Origin of the sequence: Paenibacillus sp. FSL A5-0031 (assembly GCF_001956295.1) — a bacterium.
In the GTDB taxonomy this organism is placed as follows: domain Bacteria; phylum Bacillota; class Bacilli; order Paenibacillales; family Paenibacillaceae; genus Pristimantibacillus.
Window position 1 is genome coordinate 229,340 of record NZ_MRTD01000011.1, and the last position, 25,709, is coordinate 255,048.

Below are 25,709 nucleotides of genomic sequence, written 5' to 3' on the forward strand. Positions count from 1 at the left end.
GACAGCCTTTTTTGTTACGAGGCATTTATTGTACTCATTCGAGGTTTGAAAGCAATTGGCTTAGAGCAGCCTGAATTATTTCAAAAGCCATAGCGAAGGAACATTGGAAGGTTCCCAGCCAACAAGCGAGGTATGAGATTGACGACACTCGTATGTGGAGCCATTGTACGAAACAAGTGTACCTGTTGTGTATGCTGTATTGGCTGCCCAAGGTGCAGCCGAGGAAGCGGCAGCGGTTGTTCCAGTAACCGTGCTTGCAGCGGAAACATTGCCGGCAGCATCGATCGCTTGAACATTAAATGTATAAGCTGTGCTTGCGCTAAGTCCTGTAACCGTGTAGAAAGTTGCAGTGCCGGCTACTGTTGTAACTAACGTTGTTCCGTTATAAATGCGGTAGCCTGATACCCCTACATTATCAGTCGATGGATTCCACATAAGCATTAAGCTGCTGGATGTTGGCGCACCCATTACATGAAGGGCGCCTGGTGCAGTTGGCGCTTGTGTATCATTGCCGACTGGAGCGTTTGTTGTAACTGACAGCGAGTTGCTTGCACTCGATTCATTGCCAGCATTGTCGATTGCTTTGACGCTGAATGTGTAAGCTGTATTCGCAGCTAATCCCGTTACATTGTAAGCAAGAGTTGTTCCAGAAACGGAACCAGTTAAAGTGCTGCCGTTATATATCCGGTATCCGGTAACGCTTACATTGTCCGTCGAAGCATTCCATGCCAAGGACACGCTGTTCGTTGTTTTCGCTGTAGTCGTTAAAGCGGAAGGTGCTGTAGGTGCTTGCGTATCAACAGGGTTGCTGCCGCTGAAGTTTGCATCAATGACATTGTAGAAAGCGTTCGGTGTGTCAGCGACTTCCCAAACCGCCAAAATGATATGATATCCGCTGCGTTCAGGTACGTTGCAGCTGTTCGAATAGGAGAATGGAGGCTGCGTGCCGCCATAATTTACAGAACAGAATGGCGTTAAATCAAAGGAGTCCCGAGTTAGTGCAGCATTTGGATTCCAATTTGGTTTCGTTATATAGTATTTCCAGCTAGCTGTTGCATGATTAGCAGTCAGCTTCCAAGTAAATGTATTTGGACCGGAAGACATATTCACTTTCGACCAGCGAGTAGCGGATTGCTCATCAAGTTTAGGGAAAGCGCCATTAGCGCTAGCTATTTTACCGTCAGCAGGACCTGCTGCGGGGAAACCCTTAGGTGCTTCAAGGCTTTGAGGCTCATAAACGATTGGACCACAATCAGTATTTTGACCAGATTTACAAAGTGCAGCACGGCTGGCAGGCCCTTCAACATAACCATGTGCAAAAAGCTGTTGTGAGAACAGCGTCAATCCTAGAGCAGTAATAAGCAGAATGCCAATGTAAGTACGAAGATGTTTTACCTTAAAATGTGATGAACGAATAGTTGACAATGCAGTAGCCTCCTTCAAATTTGGGGAAGATGGAATTGCCGTCACGTCTAAGAGCTGGTATGACCAACGCTTATTCGTTTCGTGTTGCATTTGAGCAAACGTGCGGGAACAAACCTCCTGTTCATAGAGATTGTATATATAAACTCTGAAGAGTTCATATCCAGTTTAGTTTGTGTATTCTGCGCTGTTCAAAAGGGCAATTGGCTCTAGATTGATGAATGGCTAAATCATTTTAGGAGGTCATTACGGGTGTTTAGGGGGGACAAATGTATAATGTCTTTGTCGCTGAACTCAGTGTACTACATTTTCGCGACAATTATGAGTGTATTTTGGAGCATTTAATCAAACTTTTGATTGAATATCACAAATAAAGGATTAAAACGATTATAAAATGACGCTTATGCCGCATGGATAAAGGCTTTTTCGTTGAATTGTGTAAGGTATTATTATCATTTTTACATTGATTTTGGAAGATATTCTAGGACTTTGGATAGGAGAAAAATCTCTTTTTACTAAAAAACCCAGCAAAGACAGCCAAATTGCAAAAAAAATGATTTTACTATGAATACGATTGAATTAGCTTACATATAGAAAAGCATAAAAAAGGCGAACTTTCATTCCTAATAGAATGAAAATTCGCCTTTAACATTTTAGATATATTTTTTAATTATCAGTACATTATTTCATTGCAGCAGCTGCGCTATAAACAACAGGGAAGTGCTCGCCTGATAAAATATCTCCTTCATTTACCGTTACATAAGGCACCATGGGATGATTGCTTGTTGGCGAATAGATGGTGTGGCCAGGCATGTAATGAACAGCGATAGCTCTGCGTTTAAGCTCGGAACGGTTGTGCGGGCTGCCATGCCAAGTGAGGCTGTGATGGTAGCCGACCTGCCCTTTCTTAATCTCGAACGGTACAGCTTCAACGACTGCGCCTTCAGGCAGCAACTCGGGCTTGCGATGAAAAGGCATAAAGTCAGGCGTACTTGCGAGATATTTCTGGTGATCGCCCCACCTATGACTGCCGGGTACCATCCACATGCAGCCGTTTTCGATGACTGCATCGTCAAGGGCAACCCATGCACTGACGAGGTCAGCTGGCTGAATAACCGGCCACAACGGATGATCCTGATGCCATGGTGTCGGTCCACCCGTTACCGGTGGTTTATACTGGATCTGATCATGCCAGACACGAAGGGTATCGGTTTTGCATAATTGTGCGATCTCTTCGCAAATGACCGAATGTCCGGCATGCTGCAAATAAGCATCGCTAGCCATCCATATATTTACGATTTGGACTACCTTTTCACTGACGCTCATCTTCATGCCTTTGTATAAAGAGTCAGCTTCTTCCTCTCGCATATTGTGGTTAAGAATTGGTTTCTTGACCGCTTTTCCTTCCATAACCAAATCTAGTTCCTCGCGTAAACGTTCAACCTCAGCATCGTTTAAGACCACATCGCCTTTCAAAAAACCATTTTTCTCGAATTCAGCTAACTGTGCAGCATTCAACATACTCTTGCACCTCTCCTCAAGCTTGATTATGATTGTTGATAACCTAATCATAATGAAAGCGTGAAGCATTGTATTTTCCTAAATCAATGAATCATTTGTGTTTTTCTTATAATGTGGAGAAAAGGAGCGCATATGTCTACTATCGAGCTTGAGAAAATAGCGCCAACAGTCAACTTCGCCGTTAGACAAACGGCGGAAGCAGGCGAGAATTGGGGAGTTCGAGTCATTCCCGACTGCCAAATCATGAACGTCATTTCGGGCTGTGCCGAGCTATATATCAATAATCAGACCTATACGATCGGCCCTGGAGAATGCGTGTACTACGGTCCTGATTGTCAGTCCTATTTGAAAGCAACGGAGAAAACGGACTTTTACAGCATTCATTTCAGTTGGCAGCATGATTCTCCAGAGCCTGTGCATCCTGGACTTGGCATTCGGTTTTTCAATTCATGGCCGCCTCAGGGTGTTTCTAACAACCCGGTACTTGTGTGCGGGACGGCAAGCCAGCTTCTTATGCCCACATTGTTTGAAGTGCCTGGGCTAGAAGCGATATGGACGCGTATGGTTAAGGAGTACAAAGGGGAGCAGCCAGGGTATACCATGGCACTGCGTGCCTTAATGATCCAAGCAATCACGGTAATGTATCGGCATATGCTGGAAGGCAGTTTGTCGGCTAATGCCAATCATAAAATAGAACCTGCTATTCAAGCGATGCAGCTACAGCCCGATTACAACTGGTCGGTAGCGGAGCTTGCTGCATTATGCGGCTATCATCCTATCCATTTCTCTAAACTGTTTAAGGAAGAAGCGGGTCTTACACCGAAGCATTTTATTATTAGAGAACGGATTAAGAAGGCGAAGCAGGCTCTTCTTCTAGGGGAGAAGATGGAGTCGCTTTCGATAAGGCTCGGATTCAAAAGCATACATTATTTCAGCCATCAATTTAAGGAAGTAACGGGACTTACGCCGTCGCAATTTCGCATGATTGGACAAACGAAGAAAACAATAAATGATAAGAAGCAAGAATGAGGTATCGAAATCATCGTATAGTTGCTATACTAGTTGGACATTTGTTTATAGGTATAATTTGAAGGTGGAGATAGAATGGTAGACACGAATAGTCGTGCACAAGAGTTATTCATTGCCTACTACGGCAATTATTTTCAAATGCATCGCGCGGGAGAGTTAGAGGAGTACAAGTCTTACGAGATTGCAAAAGAAACGGAAACGGCATGGTACGATGTTATGATTGCCAAAAACGCCAGTGAGCTGTCCATTAGAAACTGGGACGCTGTTCTTGAGCTGCTGTCGATCGCCAAAAACAAACCAGATCCAATAATAGTTGAGCATGTTATGGCTTTCGCTAATCGTCACGTCAAGTCGTCCGATAGTATCGTAAAGCTGATGTATGCTGAAAATATGATCGAAATAATTAAACTAGTTAGAAGTAATGCGAGTACCGAGCTGCGTCATCATGCGTATAAGTCAGCCGCTCAGCTTCTGGATGACGTTATGTCGAGTGCGTTGATCATCGATCCGGGTCATGATTTAAAATCGTTAAACCTAAAGGACAAAAAGTCCTTGAATCATAGAGCAGCAGTAAATATTGAGATAATAAAAGAAATGCTTGCTGAGGATCAACAAGCTTAATTTTGGAGGTAGATATGAAAAAGACTAATAGGCTTGTTACCATCGGAATGATCATATTGCTTTTGTTTGCATTAGCGGTATGGAATTCTTACTCGAATGTAACAGGAGCACAGGTGAAAGTGATTGAGGTTCATGAAACAGCCATCAAAATTCAGGACTTGAGCGGACAGCAAGACATGATTCAAATTCCTAAAGGCATCTATAAACTAATTGAAGTGGATCATGATTATTATATTAAATATGAACATCGAAAATGGGAAAGACCTACACTCATTTCCATTGAGCCATAATAAATCTAAAGGGATTGCTCGGCGCGAGTCAGCAAATCCTTTTTTTTATATACCCATTAATTATGCGATACCTTTGTAAAATTTTGTTGCTTCCACTTCATCGTTATGTCAGGATTTAAGTATACCTATCAATATTACCCAGTACGCCACATAAAAAGAGAGAGGGTTATTTTATGGATGAGAGGGTAGCGAGAATTAGAGAGGAAGAGAAAAAATATCACGAAGCCTGCTATGATGATTATAAATTGTTTGAGGAAGGCTCGTGGCTGCATAAGCCTGTGCTGACGGTTATGAAAAATCTTGACTTACTTGATCAACCAGGCCCACTATCTGTTCTTGATTTAGGCTGCGGAGTAGGTAGAAATAGCATACCGCTAGCGAAGGTATTGCAAGAACATCATATTCAGGGACAAGTGGTATGCGTGGATCTCTTGGAGTCAGCCCTGAGTAAGCTAATGAGTTATGGCGAGCAATTTGGCGTGCATCATCTACTAAAGCCGGTTGCAAGCGATATAGGCAATTTTACAATTTCAGAGAAAGAATATGATTATATTGTAGCAGTATCCTCGTTGGAACATGTGAATACTGAAGCGATGTTGCGTCATACACTGCATCATATGACTGCGGGTACAAAAGATAATGGAATCAATTGTATCATCATAAACACCAATATTCGCGAAACAGATATACGAAGCGGCGAAAGTCTAGAAGTTCTTATTGAAGTAAATATGGAAACACAAGCGATGGAGCATTTGTTAAGCAAAGCATATACGAGCTGGGAAGTTATTGACCACCATGTCAAACAGTTGGAATTTGCAATCGTTAGAAATGAAAGGGATATTTTGCTGAGCAGTGATTGCATCACTTTTGTCGTCCGAAAGATAGGATAAGTTGTACGTTGACAACAACATGGAGGAGGTTGAGCATATGAATCTTAAACCGATGAAGTCTTTCTATATGGGGCTTTTGACAAGCTTTGTACTTGGCATGAATGCCGTTATTCAATTTATAAACATTTATATGAATGATGGCCCTGAGGTTCTAGGTTTCTTTTTCTTCTTTATGGGTTTTGTAATGATTGTTTTTTTTATAGTATACGTCGTGGATGTATTCAACAAAAACTACCAAATTATCCATGCCAAAATGGTTAGCAAGCATAAAAATATTATTTATGTTTTAAACGAAAACGGCAAAGTGAAACGAATTAGAATCATTTATCCTGAAATTTTAAATGAGTTAGTTCCTGGGCAGCAGCTCGAAATCACATTGTCATCGACTCTCTCGATGCCGCTTCATATTGTTACAGTTGGCAAATCTAATGAAGGGCATTTACATAACCATTTTGTGAAGTGTTTCCAACATATCGCGTGGGCGAATGCTCAAGTTATTATGGCGCTCAAATTGAGTGACCTTCCAATGGAGAAGACATTAAGCTTGCTTAGTCATGTCCTTGCTGCTGAGAAGGTATGGCTAACCCGTATTAATGGAGAAGATAGTGCGGGGATGGTGATTTGGCCGACGCACACCTTAGAGCAATGTGAACGTTTCGCTGAGCAAAATAAAGCGGACTATGAAATTTTGTTCTCCAAGCTGGTTGAATCGGACTATGGGAATGAAAGTAATTACTCAGACAGTAAAGGAAATCCGTTTACTACAAAAATAAGCGATATCCTTACGCAGGTTGTTTTGCATGGCAGCTACCACCGTGGACAAATCGCTTTATTGCTTAGGCAAGCTGGAGCAGAACCGATACTTACAGATTATATTATCTATGAGCGACAGGCAGCTTTAATAGAAAAAAGTATGCCAATTTCGAAATAGAAGTTGAATATGACGAAGCGAATCGTTAGTATAGAACAATGATATGAGAATGATGTCGAGGTGACAGTCATGATTATATGGATTAATGGCGCGTTTGGCGCTGGGAAGACACAAACTGCGTATGAACTGCATAAAAGAGCGGAACATTCATTTGTATACGATCCAGAGAATGTTGGTTATTTTATTCGTAAAAATACGCCGCGTTCAACTCATACGAGTGATTTTCAACAAAATCCGATGTGGCGTGACTTTAATTATGCGATGCTGAAGCATCTCGATGAAACCTATGATGGCATCATAATCGTACCGATGACAGTCGTAAATCCGCAATATTTTGAGGAGATCATTGGTCGCCTGCGGGGAGATGGAGTGGAAATTATTCACTATGCTCTGTGTGCAACGGAAGAGACTTTAATGAAACGACTTCGGGGCAGAGGCGAGCGGAAAAACTCTTGGCCGATACAGCAAATAAAGAGATGTGTGGCAGCTCTTTCGGATGAAAGGTTTGGTCACCATCTGCAAACGGATCATTCATCCATCATGGATAATGTGGAGCATATCGCTGCGCTGTCGAATATTCAATTGCTGCCCGACCAAAGAAACTCGTTAAAAAGATCATTTGACCGCGTGATCACGCAGGTGAAGCACATTCGATTTTAAGAAAAAGAACTTAGGAAACTGGGAGGAACATCATGTCTAACTTAATGAACAACAAAGTAATCGTAATTATGGGTGTAGCCAATGAACGCAGCATAGCTTGGGGAGTAGCTAAATCACTTCATAATCAAGGTGCTAAGCTGGTTTTCACTTACCGTAAGGAAAGATCATTGGAAAAACTCAAAAAACTGCTCGAGCAGCATCAAATAGAAGCGTTGGAAGCCGTTTCCTGCGATGTGCTTGATGACAATAGTGTTATTGAGGCATTTAAGCAATTGGAGCAGAAGGTTGGCGTTATTCATGGCGTAGTTCATTCCGTCGCGTTTGCTGAGAAGGATGAGCTGCAAGGGGAATATGTAGACACAACAAGAGAAGGTTATCTGCTTGCGCAAAACTCCAGCTCCTACTCGTTAGTAGCCGTTGCGCGTGAAGCGAAGAAGCTTATGACCGAAGGCGGGAGCATCGTTACGCAAACATATATCGGCGCAGAACGAGTGGTAAAAAACTATAATGTTATGGGCGTTGCGAAAGCCGCGCTTGAAGCCAGTGTAATGTACCTTGCTGAGGATTTGGGTAAATATGGCATTCGTGTTAACGCGGTATCTGCAGGTCCAATTCGGACGCTTGCTGCAAAAGGCGTTTCAGGCTTTAATGACATTATGTCAACGATCGAAGAAAGAGCGCCGCTTCGTCGCAATATAGATCAGGATGAAGTTGGAGATGCAACGATGTTTTTGCTTAGCCAGTTGTCGAGAGGCATTACAGGGGAAGTTCTTCACGTGGATGCCGGTTATCACATTCTTGCTTTGTAATTCGTTAAAAATAAAAGAAGCTCAGAACTCATAACGAGGCCTGAGCTTTTTTTATGGATATTTTAACCTATACGGTAGAGTCGATTCGAACAATAGGTAGATTTGTCTTTTGCAATTCACTTTATTTTGATTGAATAGCGGCTTTGATTTGAAGATTGACAGCTTTTACATCTATAGAAGGTAGTGTTTTATCTTCAAGCTTATACTTTTCTTTTAAGCTTAAAATGCGATAAACGCTTTTATCCAGCATATCCCTTGAAATAACGCCGTCGCGTGCATTTTTTTTGAGCGATTGGAGGACGGATAGCTGCGTTTTGTAATCATGTCCGATGAGGATGATATCACTTCCAGCCAAAATCGAGGTGACTGCAGCTTTCCCAACATCGAAATGCTCCGTTATGCCGCCCATCGTCATATCATCAGTCATAACGACTCCTTCATAACCGAGTTCCTCGCGCAATAATTTCGAAATCATCTTTTTGGAAAGGGAAGCAGGGTAGTCTTTATCGATCTTCGGAATTAACAAATGGGCAATCATAATCGCATCGGTATCCTGCTGGATCGCTTCGACGAATGGAAGCAGCTCAAATGCCTTCAGCTCTGCCAAGGATTTATTCACGACAGGCAGATCGAGATGAGAATCCACTGAAGTGTCGCCGTGTCCTGGAAAATGCTTGACGACTGCAGCCACTTGCTTAGATTGAATGGCTTTCATCGTTTCTAGGCCATGTGTAATGACTGCTTCAGCGCTCGACCCATAGGATCGATTGCCGATGACAGGATTTTTTGGGTTGCTGTTAATATCTAATACAGGCGCAAAATCCATGTTAAATCCGATGGAGCGAACTTCTTCACCAAGCGCTTGTCCAATTTGAAATGTGTAATCGGTATTGCCAGCTTTACCAACCTCAGCGGGGGGAGGAAGCTTAATGTACTCTTCGGGCATACGATTCACTTTTCCGCCTTCTTGATCGACACTTAGCCATAAAGGTGTTTGGTTTTTTTGATTGGTTTCTTTTAGCTGATTAAGCAGTTTTAATATTTGTGCGGCATCGTTCATATTGTCCTTATACAAAATAAATCCGCCGACGCGGTATTTTTCAATCAGCTCTTTTCCCTGCTTGTCCATTGAAGTACCTTCAAGACCTACAATCACCATTTGGCCAATTTTCTCATCTAAAGTCATGTTGGCGATTTTTTGTTTAAGTGGATCATTTTGTTCCGCTGGCTTGTCTGTCGATTTGTCAGTCGGTTTCGGGCTAGGCATAATCGTTGGCTGGTCACTTGGACTTATTGTTGGTGATGGAGATGTTGAAGTGTTACCCGTGCTGCAACTTGAACAAATGATTAAAAGGGTTAGTAGTGTAACTGCTTTTTTTATCATCATAAATTCCTCCCTCGTTGCATGATCACCTTTATTGGCACGACTTATGCCTGCTGACAATTTGAATATTCCTCATTTTCCCATCATAAGCTGTATAGGTTATGAAAGCTACTACACTTATTTTAAAGTCGAGGAGGACTATGATGGAGGATCATCCCCAAGATCCAAATAGCAGCACAGTTATCCCTCAGCCCATTCGAGAAAGTGACGGAACGGGAAATATAGACCAAGGTCCGCGTGATATTATGCGTGATATTGAAAACCCGAACATGCTCGTTCCCCCCGTAACCGATTCGGGTTTGCTTCCTAATTTGAAATTTTCATTCTCGGATACACATATGCAATTAAACAAAGGCGGCTGGTCACGCGAGGTAACCGTTCGAGATTTGCCGATTGCAACAACTCTCGCAGCAGTCAATATGAGTCTAACAGCAGGCGGCGTTCGAGAGATGCACTGGCATCAGCAAGCCGAATGGGCGTATATGCTGCTTGGTAAAGCGCGAATTACTTCAGTTGATCAAGCTGGACGCAATATGATCGCTGACATCGGTGAAGGAGATCTTTGGTATTTTCCGGCAGGCATCCCTCATTCCATTCAAGGGCTTGAGGGCGGCTGCGAATTTTTGCTTGTTTTTGATGATGGCACCTTCTCTGATTTGAATACATTATCCATATCCGATTGGTTTGCACATACGCCAAAAGACGTGTTGTCTGCAAATTTTGGCGTTCCCGAAAGTGCTTTTCAACATATTCCTTCCGATCAGGTTTATATTTATCAAGATAAGGTGCCAGGGTCGATTGAAAGCCAAAAGGTGCAATCTCCATATGGTGAGGTTCCATCTCCTTTTACACATCGCTTGTTGGCGCAGCCACCACTTAAAACTCCTGGCGGAAGTGTACGGATTGTGGATTCCTCGAACTTTCCTATCTCGAAAACGATTGCTGCCGCCCTCGTAGAGATACTTCCGGGAGGAATGCGTGAGCTTCACTGGCATCCAAACAACGATGAGTGGCAATATTATCTTGCTGGACAGGGCCGTATGACCGTGTTTGCTGGAAACGGTGTCGCTCGAACCTTTGATTATCGTGCAGGTGACGTTGGATACGTACCATTTGCTTATGGACATTATATCCAAAATACGGGCAGCCAATCACTTTGGTTTTTGGAGATGTTCAAAAGTGATCGCTTTGTTGATGTGTCATTGAACCAGTGGATGGCGCTAACTCCGTGTGAACTGGTTGAAAGTAATTTGCATGTCGGTCCGGAACTGATGGATGCCCTGCGCAAAGAGAAATGGCCTGTCGTAAAATATCCAAACTTCTCCTATAAACCGAAGTAAACGATGACAAAGAAGATTTTCTGAAAAGTGCTTTCTTGCTTTTTGGGAAATCTTCTTAATTTTGTGGACATGTTCTCTTCTAAAACAGCAATGTGGTAAAGTATAGCTATGATGATAGGTAGGAATAGTACAAATTTTATATAAGAACACGAACATAGGAGAACGATGATGCTGAAATATAATATTTGTTTTATTAAACGCGCAAATGAAATATTGTTGCTTAATCGAGAGAAATCCAGCTGGATGGGCTGCTGGAATGGGATTGGCGGCAAGCTCGAAGCGCAGGAGTCTCCGAGGGAAGCGATGATTAGAGAGATTGAAGAAGAAACGGGTATTCGTCATTACGATTTGCATTTTAAAGGATTAGTTACCTGGTCTGGCGATAACTTTGATTTTGGCGGCATGTATGCGTATATAGCAGAAGTGCCGGCTTCCTTTGAATATGCGACACCTAAGAAAACAGATGAAGGGATTTTGGATTGGAAAACATTCGAATGGATTATGGATAAAAACAATGTCGGCATCGTGTCCAATATTCCAATCACCCTGCCTATGATGCTGAATGAAGCCAATAGTTACGATCATCATTGCGTCTATAAAAATGAGAATTTAATCGATATTATGCATAAAGAGATTTCTTCCAGCATCGAATCAGATACTTCTAATAGAGAGCTATATTTAAGCAGTTACGCGATCAAACAAGAATCGCATAGATAATGAATGTACTATAGAGAGGATGAGTCGATTGATTAAAGCGTTAGTCTTTGATTTTGACGGTCTTATTATTGATACGGAAACGCCATCCTATTATGCTTTTCGTCAAGTTTATGAGGAGTATGGAGTAGAGCTGCCAGTGTCGCTGTATGCCAAATGTGTAGGGACGTCGCTGGATCAATTTAACCCTTATACTTATATTGCCGATTGTGTAACTGAAACGATAGATTTAGCAGCTGTTAAAGCAAAATTTAAAGAAGTGTATGCAGAGCTTCTTAAGTCAGCTGATATTCGCCCAGGCGTGATGGACTACTTGAATGAGGCGAAGCGTATGAATCTCAAAGTTGGTCTCGCATCCAGCTCTCAGCTTTCTTGGATAAAGCCATATTTGGTTAAACATCAATTGGATCATTATTTTGACAGCTTCAGTATGGCTGATGAGGTCGAACGGGTCAAACCTAATCCTGAGCTGTATTTGCTGGCGCTGCAGAAGCTTGGAGTTGAAGCGAGTGAAGCGATTTCATTCGAGGATTCTTTAAATGGCTTTTTGGCAGCTAAAGCAGCTGGACTACATACAGTGATCGTTCCAAACGAGCTGACGAAGGATTTTGCTTTCATGGATTATGATTTATTGATTCCTTCAATGGCAGATCGAAGCTTGTCTGAGCTTATTGAAACGATAGAATTAAAGGCACCACGTATAGTGGAGAAGCGTTAAGTAATAAAACCATCAAGATTTCGCAGCATTGTTGATTTACATAGAGGATTAGGTTATTTTTCATATAAGAGAATATTCATACTTACAACATACAGAATTGAGGAATGAAAATTGAAATTTAGACCTTGTATCGATTTGCATGACGGTAAAGTGAAACAAATTGTCGGTGAAACGTTGAATGCCGAAATTATAGAGAACTTTGTATCCAAACAAGATTCTGCTTATTATGCAGAACTGTTCAAGAAAGACGCGCTTACGGGCGGTCACGTGATTATGCTCGGCGGCGGAAACGAGGAAGCGGCAGTTCGGGCTGTTGCGGCATATCCCGGCGGCTTGCAAATTGGTGGTGGAATTACTGCGGATAATGCTGCCTTTTATTTGGAGAAGGGCGCATCGCATATTATTGTGACCTCATATATTTTTAAAGATGGTCAGCTGAATGAGGATCATCTTGCGAAGATCGTCGCTGAAGTGGGGAAAGACCGTTTAGTAATCGATCTAAGCTGCAAGGAGAAGGACGGGCAATGGTTTGTTGTGACGAATCAATGGAAGCAATTCAGCGAGTTCGTTGTTAACCAACAAAACATCTTATTCCTTGAGCAATATTGCAATGAGTTTCTTGTTCATGCTGTTGATGTGGAAGGCAAGCAGAGCGGCATTCAGCAAAGTCTCGTTCGTTCGTTAGCTGATTGGGTAACGATTCCGACAACCTATGCCGGCGGGGCAAGGTCGATTGCGGATATGGATCAATTTAATGAGCTTTCAAATGGCAAGCTGGATATTACAATCGGCAGTGCGCTTGATATTTTTGGCGGGCAGTTATCCTATGAGGAAGTTGTTGCCTACAGTAACAAGGCTTAGAGAGAAAACAGCAACGAAGCTGGCTAACTGAGACTTCGTTTCCTAGGTGGTGTTAAGGATGGATGTGGAAGAATATTATTGCAGGTTAAGAAACACTTTTCCAGCAAACCCAGAACGCGAGCCTATTTTTTTATCCATGGAACGGATCTGCGACATATTGTCTTGTACACGCAGAAATGTACAAATACTTTTGACAAAAATGATGGAAAAGAGCTATATCGAATGGTTGCCCGGTCGTGGCCGCGGCAATCTCTCGCAAATCGTATTTCTTGTTTCATACCGTGATATCGTACTCGGCAAAGCGAAGGGGCTAGTCGAGAAGGGGAAGATCAACGAGGCTTGGAGCATGCTTGAGATGCTTCAGGATCCAGCTGTGAAATCCGAAATTATGACATGGTTGTCTGAGTTGTTTGGCGTGAAGCGGGATATGGAGGAGAAGGATGTACTGAGGTTTCCGTTTTATCGTCCTCTCTTGCGCTTAGATCCTGCTTTCGTCTGTCGCCGCATGGAAACGCATTGGATAGAGCAGGTTTTTAATACATTGGTCAGATATTCAAAACAGGATGGTAAATTCCATCCTCAGCTTGCTCATTACTGGGAAAGCAACGTTATGAAAACGAGCTGGACGTTTTTTTTACGCAAGGGCGTTCGTTTTCACAATGATAAGATAATGACCTCGCGAGACGTCGCATTTACTTTTCAAAGACTGCTCACAAGCTCGCCTGCGGAGTGGTTAACGTCCAAGATTAAGGAAATAAAAGAAACGAGCAAATACAGCATTACCTTTGAGCTAAACGAGCCTAACGCGCTGTTTCTTCACTTTCTTTGTACGGAACGTTATTCCATTGTGCCTGAAATGCTCGATGGTACTGGTTCTGATGAGCAGTTTGCCGTCATGCCTATTGGGACTGGACCGTTCAAGATTACCAAAAACAATGAGTCTATGCTCGTTGCAGAAGCCAATGAGTTTTATTTGGAAGGTTGTCCTCATCTGGATCGCATTGAAATGTGGGTGTGGCCAAACTATGAGGAAAATCAAGAGAAGCTGCAATCAGACGGTGAAGATCAACTGGTTTATTTTGAAGCGCAAATCAAGGAGAGTTTAAGGCCAGCGCTTGCCCAATTGGAGAAAGGCAGCACTTTTATTACCATCAATACAGCTAAAAAAGGCATCACGCAGCAAATGAAGTTTCGCCAGGCTTTGCACTACGGAATAGATCGGCAGCAAATGATCCACGAATTAGGCGGGATTAGGCACAAGCCTTCAACCGGCTTTAATTTAGAGGATACGGATAAGGCTTTCTATAACGATTATGATACGCAACTAGCGACAACATTGCTTGAAGAGTCAGGATATAAGGGCGAGACCATTACGTTATATACTTATGAAATGCCTGCGAATGATCAAACTTCGAAATGGCTGCAAAGGGTATACAAGGGTTTAGGCATTTCACTAGAAATCGTAAAGCTTTCGCTCGAAGAGCTTGCTAATCCCGAAATCATAATGAAAGCGGATATGATCCTTAGTGGGGAAGTACTCGGAGAGCAGCCCGATATTTCACTTATTGAGATGTATATGTCAAAGAACAGTTTTATTACGAACCATCTGGGTGCGGTTGACAAGATGAATATCAATCAACAAATTTCGATTTGTTTGCGGTATGAGAATTCAGATATTAGAATGGGTTATTTAATAAGCATACAAGAGGAGCTCAAACGAAATTTCAGCTTATTGTTCTTATATCATAGCCTGCAGATTGTAGGACATCATCAAACGCTGCAAGGAATTTCGTTAAACGCATGGGGTAAAATCGATTATAAAAACGTTTGGTTAAGAAATACGTGATGATTAGATCGCTTTTATTAGGATTTGCGAGGTGAGATTATGAATGAGCAGGAGCTCATCGACAACATTGTCAAAGGTATAGACACACTTCATGGCAGCAGTCGAATTTCAAAAATAAATAAAGGTTATTCGAATGATCAAAAGTTTCTAGTCGAGAAGAACGGCCAGCTCTATTTGCTGAAATGCTTCGCGTTGGATGAGCTTGCAGCGAAGCAAGCTGAGTATGAAGTGTTGCAGCGTATGCAGTTATATGACGTTAATTGCTCCAAGCCAATCGAAATGAGTACTTTGCCAAATACAGAGATGGGTTACATGCTACTAACGTATATTGATGGCGATGAGGCTACCGAAGCTATTCCTGCCTATTCCGCTGAGGTTCAATATACAATTGGATTGGAAGCGGGGCAAGAGCTTGCTAAGATGCATAAGTGGCATGCTCCTGCTTCAGTCTTGTCTTGGCATGATCGTAAGCTTGCGAAGCATAAAAGCTATATCGAGCAATATATGGCTAGTGGGGCTCGAATGAAAAACGATGCGAAGATTCTATCTTTTATTGAACAAAATCTGTATTTGATGAAGGATCGGCCAAACGTTTTTCAGCACGATGATTTCCATGTGGGCAATTTAATTGTAAATGAAGGCAAATTAGCCGGCGTCATTGATTTTAATCGATGGGACTGGGGAGATCCGGTACATGAATTTCTGAAGGCCGGGATGTTCAGCAGTGAAATCAGCATTCCATTTACGATTGGTACGATTAAAGGATATCATGGCGATCGAGAGCCTGATGAGAAGTTCTGGACCTTATATTCTCTTTATCTTGCGATGACGATTATCTCCTCAATCGTTTGGATATTGAAGGTGCGACCAGTTGAGCTGCCTATTATGGTAGAGAAGCTGGAGCGAGTGTTAGAGGATCATCATTATTTTGACAGCATAGTTCCACGATGGTATTTGGAGGTTCAAGAATATGAGACCGGATCATTATAAGCTTATGTACGAATTTGTAAAATGGGCAGGCGGGCATTCGCATATTACAGGTATTGCCTTGGTTGGGCCTTGTGCGGACGATGAGAGTGAAGAGGATTCGAATTTAAGCTTTCTTCTCGTTACCGATAAGAAGCAAAAAACAGTAGATGCCATTTTATATCAGTTCCAATACGAGGCTATAGAGCAAGCGACGAAAGAGGAATATGTTTTGCTAACCTCTCTAAAAATAGAGTATGCAAGTGGAATCGAAGCTGACTTTGGTGTTGCAGATACCGATTGGCTGCATAGACCTTTGGAGCAGGGATTGGGTGACTTGTTAGTGCAAGGGTTTAAAGTCATTTGGGAACAAGAAGAAATGTTCGATGATATTCTAAAAGCGATTGCTAGATATGCTGTTGAACTAGAGAACGGGGCTCTTTAATATAGCAGGCTGTACCTAATGGTTAAAAACCTTTAGATACAGCCTGCTTTTTTATTAAGAACGAAATGTGAAAGAGACTAGCTCTGCTGTTAGTACATATTTGGTTTCTAACGCAGTTGTCGTAATGGTCAAAAAGTTAGCGTTAAATGCCATCAACTGGCCTTCTTCATTTCCTGTTGAGGTCGTTATATAAATAATGCTTCCAATATGGCGCTTGAGTAAACTATAAATAGCAGTACCTGGAAGAATCTGATTTCCATTTGAAATAATAGACATCGCAAGCCTACTCTCCTTAGAATCTTGTTTATGAAGCAGCTGGATTCTCGTGGACATAAATAATGTTTGCATAAAAGATTCGCAGCTCGTAAAGAAAACGATCTTGATCGAAGGAAACGAGTATAAAGTCGTTACCAACCTGATCGAGTCTTCCGATTACAGCAAGCTGACCAAAACCATTCGTCATGACAAACACTTCTTTGCCGAGTAAAGCGATCAAATCGCCCGAAAGCGTTGTTGACATGAGCACAAACCTCTTCTCATAGGGAGTTATGAAATTGTTTCAATGTTCGTGATGAAGGAAAACGGGATAAACATCAAAGTACCTGCGACCGTGTTTAATTGGACAAGTGTTGATTGTACGCTGATTACTGTTCCAGTGAAGCCGGTCGGCTGTCCCGGTGTCATGACATTAATGAGAGTACCAACAATAAGGTAGCCGTTAAGCAGTGTAATGAGCTCTGTAAAGTCAAACCCGCTTGACGGTCCCGGGGGACCCTGAACGCCTTGAAGACCCTGAAGACCCTGAAGACCCTGCGGTCCTAATGGACCGGGGACGCCTTGTGGTCCTTGTACGCCTTGTAGTCCTTGAATGCCTTGAGGACCAACAGCACCAGCCGCTCCTTGTGCTCCTGCTGCGCCTTGAGGACCTGTAAGGCCGGATGGACCGGCAGGGCCTTGCAAACCTCTTTGCCCGCTTGCACATCCCTTTTTCTGTACTTTAAGGTGACAGCGATCAGTCTTTCTTTTTTTGTGTTTCCGTACAACTTTAGGTTTACATTCCGTATTGCTTAGACTGCCATTGCTATGATGTAAGTGCAGCTTGCCATGAATAACGACATTTCTCTTTTTACTCACTATTTTTTTCCGTTTCTTGCTCACAGTCTGAAGCTGCACTGTGGGTGATTTTGCAGAAGCTAGCAAAATATAATCCCTCCTATAAAGCTATCGCTCCTATATATGTATTTCTTTTTGCCAGAAAAGGGACTAGGGATTACCCCAATTATGCTAGTGTAGAGGATAGATAGGCGTATTCTCATAGTTTTCAAAAATGATTTGATTTGTAAAAGGGATTATAAAAAACAATCTACCCTATAATCAACTTAAGATGTATAATCATGGGAATCAATAAGCAAAGGAGAGAGGAATAGTTATGATACATTATCAGAACGATAAAAATTTGTCCGCGCAAGACTTGTCGCAAGTATTTGCGAGCTCTGGGATTAAAAGACCCTATCAAGATTTAGAACGCTTGCAAAAAATGATCGATCATGCAGATATCATTATTAGTGCATGGGACGGTATTAAACTGGTCGGAATAGCGCGGGCGATTACAGACTATTCCTATTGCTGCTATCTGTCTGATTTGGCAATTGATCACGACTACCAAAGATTAGGCATCGGCAAGGAGCTGGTAGATCGACTTAGGCAAACACTTGGTGCGCAAGTGTCGCTTGTCTTGTTGTCTGCGCCTTCAGCTGTCGACTATTACCCGAGAATTGGATTTACCTCTACGGATAAAGGCTTTGTTATAGCAAGAGAACGTTAAGTTTATTTAGAAACGTAGAGAGGGGGGGAAGTCAGTGATCGAGTCGAAAATCGCTATAAATCAAGATGTTCATATTCATTACTTAGATTCAAAACCAGATGCAGACCAAAAATTAACCCCATTAATCATATGCCCAGGGTTATCGGAAACAGCTGAAGAATATGAGGATTTATTGTTATATTTATTGCCTCGAAGAGCAATCGTTCTCTCGTTCCGCGGGAGAGGACAAAGCGATACGCCGTTTAATCATTATGATCTAAAAGATCACATAGCAGATCTTTCAGCTGTTGTTGAAGCTGCAGCCGTGGATCGCTTTCATCTGATGGGATACTCTCGCGGTGTATCTTATGCACTTGGTTATGCTCAAACGAACGAGCATCACTTAGAATCACTTATTTTAGAAGATTATCCAGCAGAGCATAAACAAATGTCGGCTGAATGGCGTCATGATTATATTTTTAATTATTTGAAGCCGATGAAGCGGGAAGAGAAAATAAGAGAACAAGCGGTTATCGGCATTGAGCGGGACTCTTCACAGCTGCAGCTGGATGTAAAGCTTAAGCTGCCTGTTCTTGTTATGAGAGGGATGCTAGATGGATCTTTGCTTAGCGATGCGGAACTAATTCATTACAAGCAGCTGTTCAGCAATATAACGGTTAAAGAGTTTTTTGAGTCCGCTCATAATATTCGCGGTAACGAAAAGGAAGAGCTCTATCAAACAATCGAGCAGTTTATCAAGCATCGTTAGAAAAAGTAGGACGGTTGCGGTTCAACTTGAAAACCCAGTTGACAATGAAAATGATAATTGTTATCATTAGGTGACTTTTGAGGTGAAACTATTTTTACTTCACAGCCATATATCGTCTTACAGGGGGAACTATCGTGATTAACCGCAACAAGAGATTTGTACTTGTATTTATGAGTTTGATTGTCCTATCCATTTGTCTAGCAGCTTGCGGAGGTAATAAAACAAATAATACACCTGCTGCTACAGTGGCTCCAACAGAAGCGCCAACAGAAAGAAAACTAACAGATGCATTAGGTAACGAGGTTACCATTCCAGCTAATCCTCAGCGCGTCATCGCTTCTTATTTAGAAGATCACTTGGTAGCTATAGGCATTAAGCCAGTTGCTCAGTGGTCCGTTCCTAACGGTATTCAAGATTACTTGCATGATTCGCTTGCTGATGTTCCAACTATACCGTATGATCTTCCATTCGAAGCTGTAACAAGCTTTGAACCAGACCTAATTCTTATGGCATATGATGCGAATGTGGAAGGCGATAAATTTGCGCAATACTCAAAAATTGCTCCAACCTTCACCATTGGCGATAAACTGATTGCAGACTGGCGTGCTACTTTACTGAAAGTCGGAGAGGTTTTTGGAAAGAGTGCAGAAGCGCAAAAAGCTTTGGATGAGTATGATGCAAAAGCAAAAGCTGCTAAAGAAAAATTGCAAAGCACAATCCCAGGTGAATCAGCTGCAGCTCTTTGGTTTGTACAAGGAAACTTTTATATCGTAAGTGAAAAGCTATCGAGCGGTGATCTTCTTTATAATCAACTAGGTTTGACTGTTCCAGAGGTAGTAAAAGAAGTTTCTGCAACAGGAACGGGCAACTGGAACGCCATTTCTCTAGAAAAACTAGCTGAACTTGATGCTGACCATTTGTTCCTCGTTAACAGCGGCACAGATGCGGATTCGCAAGCATTAAGCGATCCAATCTGGAAAAACATCCCTGCTGTGAAAAACGGTAAAATTTATGAGTACCCAAGCACATCAAGCTGGTTGTACGCAGGTACGATTGCTTACTCACAAGTCATTGATGATGTATTGGAAAGCATTGTGAAATAATAGCAGTAGAGTTGAACAAAGGGCTGTACCTCCGCGCGAATTGTGCATTGGGGTACAGTCCTTTTCTCTGTGGCAAGCCTTCCGTACCTTTTGAAATCCATGTATAATCATGGAAGATAGGACACTGGAAAAGGAGTTGTATAATGATGACTTTTCATATGAAATCAACCGTACCGATTCTTCGCATGTTTGATGAAGCGAAAGCACGAGACTTTTATTTCAATTTTCTGGAATTTAAATGCGATTGGGAGCATCGTTTTGAGCCAGACTTGCCGCTCTATATGCAAATCTCTAATGGAGATTGTGTCATCCATTTATCGGAGCATTATGGCGATAGTACGCCTGGTTCAGCAATCCGCATTGAAGTCGACAATGCCAAGGCGCTTCAAGAGCATTTGTTAGCCAAAAAATATAATTTTGCTAGACCTGGCTTTGATGAAGAATGGAATCAAGTGAGCATTACAGATCCATTTGGCAATCGTCTGCACTTTTATTCTGCTAAGCCTGAGGAAATTAGTTAGATACGGTTGAATAAGAGACATGTGAAGGGGCTGAAATATTGGATCAGTTGATTTTAAATACGGCTAGAGAGGTTGCTATTGCTGCAGCTTATGAAGCGGGCCGGCTTACACGTGAGAAGTTTGGAACATTGGATCATTATGAAGAGAAAGGCGACCATGGCGATATCGTTACGGAAGTCGATTATCTGGCAGAGAGCATCATACTAAATAAAATTAGTAGCGTATTCCCCGATCATCGCATTCGATCAGAGGAATATGGCGAGAATGATCTGACTAGCGAATGGCTGTGGTTGGTCGATCCCCTTGATGGAACTAATAATTTTGCGGTTGGATTGCCGTTGTTCGGCATCTCGATCACGCTCTCTTATAACTTAAAGCCTGTGTTAGCGGTCATTTATGAGCCGATGACAGATCGTTTGTACGTGGCAAGCTCAGGCGAAGGCACTTTATGCAATGCTAGGCCAATACATATGAAACAATCAAAGCCTTTTGCAAAAGCGAGAGTTGGCTGGATACAAGGTCATGCGGTGCAAAATGAACAACGTGCCGTGACGCTTAGACATTACATAGACGTTAACACGAAGCGGATGATGCGGCTGTGGGCTCCAACGCTGCAATGGACGATGCTTGCCAGAGGGGATTTGGATGCAATCATCGTTTATAACTCGGAGGGCGAGGATCTATATTCAGGTATCATAATGGTTCAGGAAGCGGGCGGCGTTGTCATTGATTACGATGGCAATCCATTTAAGGGCGTAAATGAAGAGCCTTATTTAATTGCTTGTCACCCTGATCATCAATTGTATTTTATGAACCTTGTTAAAGAAGGACTGGCAAAGTAAGAAAAGGATGGAAATCGCTTTATTCGTATAAAATAAGGAAACAGTTTTTGGGTAGTGTTCGACCCGCTAAGGAGAGACAACATGGTAGAAGCACTCATAGGAAGCTTTATTTCTGCAATGGCTACTGTGCTAGGCGCGGTTCCGCTGCTCTTTGTCAAAAGTCTTTCGGAAAAATGGAAGGATATATTGATTGCTTTTACAGCTGGCATTATGGTTTCTGCGTCTACCTTTGGCTTGCTGCCGCAAGCTCTCAAAGAATCTGGGCTAATCCCACTGACGTTAGGACTTTTAATTGGCGTGATTGCGCTTGACCTCATTGAAAAAAATCTACCCCATATCGATATTGAGCAAAAAAGAGGGATCTCATCCTTTGACAGCAAGTCGCTGCTCGTCATATTTGCATTAATCATCCATAACATTCCGGAGGGCTTAAGCACCGGCTTTAGTTATGCAAGTGCGAATGGCGGACTTGGACCGATGGTAGCTATTGCAATCGGGGCTCAGAACATGCCGGAAGGGCTCGTCCTTGCCATCTTCCTTATTCATTCCAAGGTGAGCAAGCTGAAGCTTATGCTAATCGTAACCTTGACGGGTCTAATGGAGGTTGTCTCTGCGATAGTCGGTTATTTTGCCGCAAGTTATGTGGCTGGGCTTATTGGCTACGGACTTGCGTTTGCATCTGGTGCTATGTTGTTCATCGTCTATAAGGAGCTAATTCCTGAGACACATGGACATGGTTATGAACGTTCTGCAACCTATTCTTTTATCATCGGGCTGCTTGTGATGGTGTATATTAGTCATTTCTTTGGTTAATCATTCCAAAACCAAGATGTAATTTTGACGGGAAGCACAAACTTTATATTTTAATTGGTTTTTCAAGCTTTATTCGTTTACAATGAACGATAGAAAAGGGAGGTATCATAATATGTCGAAGATAAACAGGATGTTGCTTGACGTTGATACAGGCATTGATGATGCTTTAGCCATCTTATATGCACTGCTTTCACCAGAGATTAAGGTAGAGGGTATTACGACGGGATTTGGGAATATCGATGTTGAACAAGCTACGGAAAACACGCTGCGTGTCATTCAAGTTGCAAATTGCGGTTATGAGGTTCCCGTTGCGAAGGGTGCTTCAGGTCCACTCAAGCGTGTGTTTCCAGGCGCTGTCGCTCATATTCATGGACATAATGGCATCGGCGATGCAGAATTGCCGTCAACTCATCAGAAGCCTCTAGAGGGTATATCTGCTGCGGAATTCATCGTTCAGAAAGTGAATGAGAGTCCAGGAGAGCTTATTCTTGTAACTGTAGGCAGACAAACGAACCTAGCTCTTGCTCTACAGCTAGATCCTTCCATTGTAACGAAATTCAAAAAGGTCGTTATTATGGGGGGAACAGTATTCGCGCCAGGCAACATTACACCAGTGAGCGAAGCAAATCTGTACGGTGATCCAGAGGCAGCAGCGCTAGTATTCGAATCAGAGCTTCCAATTACAATTGTCGGCTTGGATGTAACACAGAAGACTCGTCTTACAAAAACACATATGGAGCAATTATCACGCGAGATTGCTGATGATAAACATGAAATCCTTGATTTCTTAAATGTCGCTTTAGAGCGTTATTTTGAATTTTATGCATTTTCCAATCACTTTGACGGCGAATGCGCAATGCATGATCCGTTAGCTGTTATTGTAGCTATTAATCCTTCTATCGTGAAAATAGAAACGATGAATGCGGTTATTGACTGCGGTGAAGGTTTGACGGCAGGGATGATCATTACGGATCGCAGAGTACGTTCGGTTGTAGGCCGTCCTGTGGATTTCTGTTTGGAAGTTGAGCAGGAAAGAGCGATCTCCCAGCTATTATCCGTATTTAAAAAAGGGGAATAATCATCAATGGAGCAGAGGCATTCACGCGAGTCCAGATGTTACAAAACGGCAAGAGTATTTCCACCGGACGTCAACAATCACAATACATTGTTTGGCGGGAAACTAATGGCTTACATCGACGATATTGCTTCGATTGCAGCAACCAAGCATTGCCGGCGTTCAGTCGTGACCGCCTCCACAGACTCTGTTGATTTTTTGCATCCCATCAGGCCTTCAGATTCGGTATGTTTAGAAGCATTCGTAACGTGGACAGGCCGAACCTCAGTAGAAGTGTTTGTGAAAGTAATCAAAGAGGATTTATTAAGCGGCGAACGTAAAATTGCAGCAACCTCTTTTTTAACCTTTGTTGCACTGGACGAGAATCGGAAGCCCGTTCCTGTACCAATCGTTGTACCGGAATCGGATGAGGAGATAAAACTGTTCGAGACAGCGGAACACCGAGCGGACATGCGCAAGGTGAGAAGAGATGAAAGCAAAAAGTTTGCTGGCTTTTTGACGGTTACTTATCCTTGGGATTAATTTTTGATTTCTCAAAAGACTGCGTCAGCATAATAATTGCTGTCGTGGTCTTTTTTTTGATGAAATTTAATGTTTAGCATTATATTTGTTGAATCGCTTGCTGTTTTTTTGGGGTATTGAGAGAAAATACAGCATATTTGTATCGATTTATGTATAAAAATGATCCGAAATACGGGTGTGGAACAAATGTTCTCATACGATTTTGCCTAATTAGATGATATTTTTCATCATCTTGGGCAAAATTGACTTTAATGCCAACCTAATAGAAGATATTGCATTAAAAATTGGGTGAATTGACTAAAACTAATGGTTTTTATCCCCAATATGCTCATTTTGCGAGCAGGGAACATTTGTTCCCTTTTTATATTTAAGCGCTCAGATAGTAAAGGCAGCTCTTTTTAACGGAGCTGCCCAAACATTAGATTAGCAGCTTTTGTCCTTTTTCTTCGGTATAGCTTCGTCGTTTCTGCTTTGTTTATCGCCAAATTGATCGAGCCTGGATGGACTTGAAGCTGGTCCATCATTATCAGGTTTATTGTTTCTTCCTGTCAATGTCATCACCTCCAGCATTATAGGGTGAGCAGGATCTGTCCATTTCATACCCACAAAAAGTCGATGAATTGGAGCCTGTTTGTCCAATTAGACGTAGTAGTGTATGTACATCATTTTTTAAGTCTAATTATTCAGAGTATGGAGAGTGCTGCAGGATGAATTTTACTTTCGTTTTTACACGTGCATTTTTGTTTAGTTTAATGGGTGCAATCGGGTTCATATGGATATCCATTTGGATTGGCGATCAGCGAATTGCAAATTTTGATCAGAGTATCATCAGTAAAGTTCAAGGAGCGGAATCTGATACTCTTACAGCGATAATGAAGTTTTTTTCGTTTATTGGATCAGGAGTTATGGTTTCTGTTTTAGCCATCATCATGTTAGTCGTATTAGCACAGTTGCAATATAGAAGAGAACTGTACTTCTTTGCAGGAATCTTAATTGGATCAACCATTTTAAATAGTGTGCTGAAATTGAGTTTTCAACGTGTTAGGCCTACGATTTACCGGATTATTGAAGAAAATGGCTATAGTTTTCCGAGTGGACATTCCATGGCCGCTTTCACTTTTTACGGGATTATCATTTTTCTATTATGGAAGCATATTCCGAAGGCGTATTGGCGTGTCATTTTGATCTTAGTTGGTTCAGTTATGATTCTGGGGATAGGGATTAGCCGGATTTATTTAGGGGTTCATTTTCCAAGTGATATTGTTGGTGGATATTTGGCTAGTGGGACTTGGCTTGCTGTATCGATTGGTTTGTATCAGTATGTACTCGATAGACGGAATCGGAAATTGAAAAGTTAACGATAATGACGAAGCATTGAGGAGTAAATATGAATTGTATTGCTATCCAGCGTTATTATAAAGTGAAGAGAGAAATCACAAGTGTAGAACAAAAAACAATAGTGGATGAACGTCTTATGTATTTATACAAAGAGAAAATTGTTACGAAGTACCGCGAGTTTCCAATAACAGAAGTATTCGATTTATCGTATAAACCGATTGGCGGGGATGGCGGTATTTTCTATTTGCACACGCTGCAAGGTGTTTTCTCGTATATGATATTCGCGGATCCAGCGTCTTTTATAGAAGCGTTTAAGGAATTAAGCAACTCTTCTCCAAAAGAATGATTCAAGTTGAAAATGAACCAAATAGCGTTGCAATTCTTGATGAGACCGTCTTTGATTAAAGGCGGTCTTTACATGTTTAAACAGGTATGGATTTCGCCGAATATGAAGAAGAACGAACCTATCTGCTGT

Annotated in this window: 31 protein-coding genes; 24 read left to right on the plus strand and 7 right to left on the minus strand. The window is 42.0% G+C overall.

Annotated features, from left to right (window positions below):
- Nucleotides 1–75: 75 nt before the first annotated feature.
- Both BK120_RS20325 and BK120_RS20330 read right to left on the minus strand, forming a co-directional pair.
- Nucleotides 76–1,425 carry a lytic polysaccharide monooxygenase gene (locus BK120_RS20325; protein ID WP_076269394.1) on the minus strand — a complete coding sequence of 450 codons (1,350 nt, stop codon included), beginning with the start codon at nucleotides 1,423–1,425 and terminating at the stop codon, nucleotides 76–78.
- 678 nt (nucleotides 1,426–2,103) lie between these two features.
- Nucleotides 2,104–2,943, minus strand: coding sequence for a phytanoyl-CoA dioxygenase family protein (locus tag BK120_RS20330; protein WP_076269320.1), 840 nt, complete (start codon nucleotides 2,941–2,943; stop codon nucleotides 2,104–2,106).
- 132 nt (nucleotides 2,944–3,075) lie between these two features.
- On the opposite strand from BK120_RS20330, the gene BK120_RS20335 reads away from it, so the two are divergent.
- From BK120_RS20335 to fabI, 7 genes are all read left to right on the plus strand, one after another.
- A complete protein-coding gene (locus BK120_RS20335) occupies nucleotides 3,076–3,972 on the plus strand; it encodes an AraC family transcriptional regulator (protein WP_076269321.1) in 897 nt (298 codons plus the stop codon).
- A gap of 75 nt (nucleotides 3,973–4,047) precedes the next feature.
- A complete protein-coding gene (locus tag BK120_RS20340; RefSeq protein WP_076269322.1) occupies nucleotides 4,048–4,593 on the plus strand; it encodes a hypothetical protein in 546 nt (181 codons plus the stop codon).
- A gap of 14 nt (nucleotides 4,594–4,607) precedes the next feature.
- Nucleotides 4,608–4,883 (plus strand): hypothetical protein, encoded by a 276-nt coding sequence (locus tag BK120_RS20345; RefSeq protein ID WP_076269323.1) that lies wholly within the window; start codon nucleotides 4,608–4,610, stop codon nucleotides 4,881–4,883.
- 173 nt (nucleotides 4,884–5,056) lie between these two features.
- Nucleotides 5,057–5,773, plus strand: coding sequence for a class I SAM-dependent methyltransferase (locus BK120_RS20350; RefSeq protein WP_076269324.1), 717 nt, complete (start codon nucleotides 5,057–5,059; stop codon nucleotides 5,771–5,773).
- Between the two features lie 37 nt (nucleotides 5,774–5,810).
- Nucleotides 5,811–6,704, plus strand: coding sequence for a DinB family protein (locus BK120_RS34645; protein ID WP_179089839.1), 894 nt, complete (start codon nucleotides 5,811–5,813; stop codon nucleotides 6,702–6,704).
- Nucleotides 6,705–6,773: 69 nt separating this feature from the next.
- A complete protein-coding gene (locus BK120_RS20360) occupies nucleotides 6,774–7,364 on the plus strand; it encodes an AAA family ATPase (RefSeq protein WP_076269325.1) in 591 nt (196 codons plus the stop codon).
- 32 nt (nucleotides 7,365–7,396) lie between these two features.
- Entirely contained in the window at nucleotides 7,397–8,173 is a 777-nt protein-coding gene (gene fabI / locus BK120_RS20365) for an enoyl-ACP reductase FabI (RefSeq protein ID WP_076269326.1), read from the plus strand.
- Between the two features lie 121 nt (nucleotides 8,174–8,294).
- Here fabI and nagZ read toward each other — a convergent pair whose 3' ends face one another.
- On the minus strand, nucleotides 8,295–9,560 hold the full coding sequence (gene nagZ, locus BK120_RS20370) for a beta-N-acetylhexosaminidase (protein WP_076269396.1): 1,266 nt from the start codon (nucleotides 9,558–9,560) through the stop codon (nucleotides 8,295–8,297).
- Between the two features lie 137 nt (nucleotides 9,561–9,697).
- On the opposite strand from nagZ, the gene BK120_RS20375 reads away from it, so the two are divergent.
- From BK120_RS20375 to BK120_RS20405, 7 genes are all read left to right on the plus strand, one after another.
- Nucleotides 9,698–10,897 carry an oxalate decarboxylase family bicupin gene (locus BK120_RS20375; protein ID WP_076269327.1) on the plus strand — a complete coding sequence of 400 codons (1,200 nt, stop codon included), beginning with the start codon at nucleotides 9,698–9,700 and terminating at the stop codon, nucleotides 10,895–10,897.
- Between the two features lie 165 nt (nucleotides 10,898–11,062).
- On the plus strand, nucleotides 11,063–11,614 hold the full coding sequence (locus tag BK120_RS20380) for an NUDIX hydrolase (protein WP_305953896.1): 552 nt from the start codon (nucleotides 11,063–11,065) through the stop codon (nucleotides 11,612–11,614).
- A 28-nt stretch (nucleotides 11,615–11,642) separates the two neighbouring features.
- Nucleotides 11,643–12,329: an HAD family hydrolase gene (locus BK120_RS20385; protein WP_076269329.1), complete on the plus strand. Its 687-nt coding sequence runs from the start codon at nucleotides 11,643–11,645 to the stop codon at nucleotides 12,327–12,329.
- Nucleotides 12,330–12,440: 111 nt separating this feature from the next.
- Nucleotides 12,441–13,190, plus strand: coding sequence for a phosphoribosylformimino-5-aminoimidazole carboxamide ribotide isomerase (gene hisA, locus BK120_RS20390; protein WP_076269330.1), 750 nt, complete (start codon nucleotides 12,441–12,443; stop codon nucleotides 13,188–13,190).
- Between the two features lie 58 nt (nucleotides 13,191–13,248).
- Nucleotides 13,249–15,036 (plus strand): SgrR family transcriptional regulator, encoded by a 1,788-nt coding sequence (locus tag BK120_RS20395; protein WP_076269331.1) that lies wholly within the window; start codon nucleotides 13,249–13,251, stop codon nucleotides 15,034–15,036.
- Between the two features lie 39 nt (nucleotides 15,037–15,075).
- Complete coding sequence (locus BK120_RS20400; protein ID WP_076269332.1) at nucleotides 15,076–16,026, plus strand: aminoglycoside phosphotransferase family protein; 951 nt, start codon at nucleotides 15,076–15,078, stop codon at nucleotides 16,024–16,026.
- Nucleotides 16,007–16,447, plus strand: coding sequence for a hypothetical protein (locus tag BK120_RS20405; RefSeq protein WP_076269333.1), 441 nt, complete (start codon nucleotides 16,007–16,009; stop codon nucleotides 16,445–16,447). Before BK120_RS20400 ends, BK120_RS20405 begins: the two co-directional genes overlap by 20 nt.
- A 54-nt stretch (nucleotides 16,448–16,501) precedes the next feature.
- Here BK120_RS20405 and BK120_RS20410 read toward each other — a convergent pair whose 3' ends face one another.
- From BK120_RS20410 to BK120_RS36290, 3 genes are read right to left on the minus strand one after another with little or no spacing between them, the layout of a single operon-like run.
- Nucleotides 16,502–16,723 (minus strand): DUF2642 domain-containing protein, encoded by a 222-nt coding sequence (locus BK120_RS20410; protein WP_076269334.1) that lies wholly within the window; start codon nucleotides 16,721–16,723, stop codon nucleotides 16,502–16,504.
- Between the two features lie 28 nt (nucleotides 16,724–16,751).
- On the minus strand, nucleotides 16,752–16,967 hold the full coding sequence (locus tag BK120_RS20415) for a hypothetical protein (protein ID WP_076269335.1): 216 nt from the start codon (nucleotides 16,965–16,967) through the stop codon (nucleotides 16,752–16,754).
- Nucleotides 16,968–16,993: 26 nt separating this feature from the next.
- On the minus strand, nucleotides 16,994–17,647 hold the full coding sequence (locus tag BK120_RS36290; protein ID WP_076269336.1) for a hypothetical protein: 654 nt from the start codon (nucleotides 17,645–17,647) through the stop codon (nucleotides 16,994–16,996).
- 229 nt (nucleotides 17,648–17,876) lie between these two features.
- Between BK120_RS36290 and BK120_RS20425 the strand changes: the two genes are divergently transcribed.
- The 8 genes from BK120_RS20425 (at nucleotide 17,877) to BK120_RS20460 (ending at nucleotide 23,896) form a co-directional block, all read left to right on the plus strand.
- Nucleotides 17,877–18,272, plus strand: a complete 396-nt coding sequence (locus BK120_RS20425; protein ID WP_076269337.1) for a GNAT family N-acetyltransferase — start codon at nucleotides 17,877–17,879, stop codon at nucleotides 18,270–18,272.
- Nucleotides 18,273–18,306: 34 nt separating this feature from the next.
- Nucleotides 18,307–19,020, plus strand: coding sequence for an alpha/beta fold hydrolase (locus BK120_RS20430; RefSeq protein ID WP_076269338.1), 714 nt, complete (start codon nucleotides 18,307–18,309; stop codon nucleotides 19,018–19,020).
- Nucleotides 19,021–19,154: 134 nt separating this feature from the next.
- Nucleotides 19,155–20,123, plus strand: coding sequence for an ABC transporter substrate-binding protein (locus BK120_RS20435; protein ID WP_076269339.1), 969 nt, complete (start codon nucleotides 19,155–19,157; stop codon nucleotides 20,121–20,123).
- Between the two features lie 143 nt (nucleotides 20,124–20,266).
- A complete protein-coding gene (locus BK120_RS20440) occupies nucleotides 20,267–20,644 on the plus strand; it encodes a glyoxalase superfamily protein (RefSeq protein ID WP_256710959.1) in 378 nt (125 codons plus the stop codon).
- A 38-nt stretch (nucleotides 20,645–20,682) separates the two neighbouring features.
- Entirely contained in the window at nucleotides 20,683–21,486 is an 804-nt protein-coding gene (locus tag BK120_RS20445) for an inositol monophosphatase family protein (protein WP_076269340.1), read from the plus strand.
- An 81-nt stretch (nucleotides 21,487–21,567) separates the two neighbouring features.
- Nucleotides 21,568–22,299: a ZIP family metal transporter gene (locus BK120_RS20450; RefSeq protein ID WP_054024887.1), complete on the plus strand. Its 732-nt coding sequence runs from the start codon at nucleotides 21,568–21,570 to the stop codon at nucleotides 22,297–22,299.
- Between the two features lie 112 nt (nucleotides 22,300–22,411).
- Nucleotides 22,412–23,377 (plus strand): nucleoside hydrolase, encoded by a 966-nt coding sequence (locus tag BK120_RS20455; protein ID WP_083682225.1) that lies wholly within the window; start codon nucleotides 22,412–22,414, stop codon nucleotides 23,375–23,377.
- 6 nt (nucleotides 23,378–23,383) lie between these two features.
- Nucleotides 23,384–23,896 carry an acyl-CoA thioesterase gene (locus tag BK120_RS20460; protein WP_076269341.1) on the plus strand — a complete coding sequence of 171 codons (513 nt, stop codon included), beginning with the start codon at nucleotides 23,384–23,386 and terminating at the stop codon, nucleotides 23,894–23,896.
- Nucleotides 23,897–24,319: 423 nt separating this feature from the next.
- On the opposite strand, the gene BK120_RS36015 is transcribed toward BK120_RS20460, so the two are convergent.
- Entirely contained in the window at nucleotides 24,320–24,448 is a 129-nt protein-coding gene (locus BK120_RS36015) for a hypothetical protein (protein ID WP_256710960.1), read from the minus strand.
- Nucleotides 24,449–24,603: 155 nt separating this feature from the next.
- Between BK120_RS36015 and BK120_RS20465 the strand changes: the two genes are divergently transcribed.
- A complete protein-coding gene (locus BK120_RS20465) occupies nucleotides 24,604–25,254 on the plus strand; it encodes a phosphatase PAP2 family protein (RefSeq protein WP_076269342.1) in 651 nt (216 codons plus the stop codon).
- A 29-nt stretch (nucleotides 25,255–25,283) separates the two neighbouring features.
- The gene (locus BK120_RS20470; protein ID WP_076269343.1) at nucleotides 25,284–25,580 is read left to right on the plus strand and encodes a hypothetical protein; all 297 of its coding nucleotides are present in this window, start codon (nucleotides 25,284–25,286) and stop codon (nucleotides 25,578–25,580) included.
- The last annotated feature ends 129 nt before the right edge of the window (nucleotides 25,581–25,709 follow it).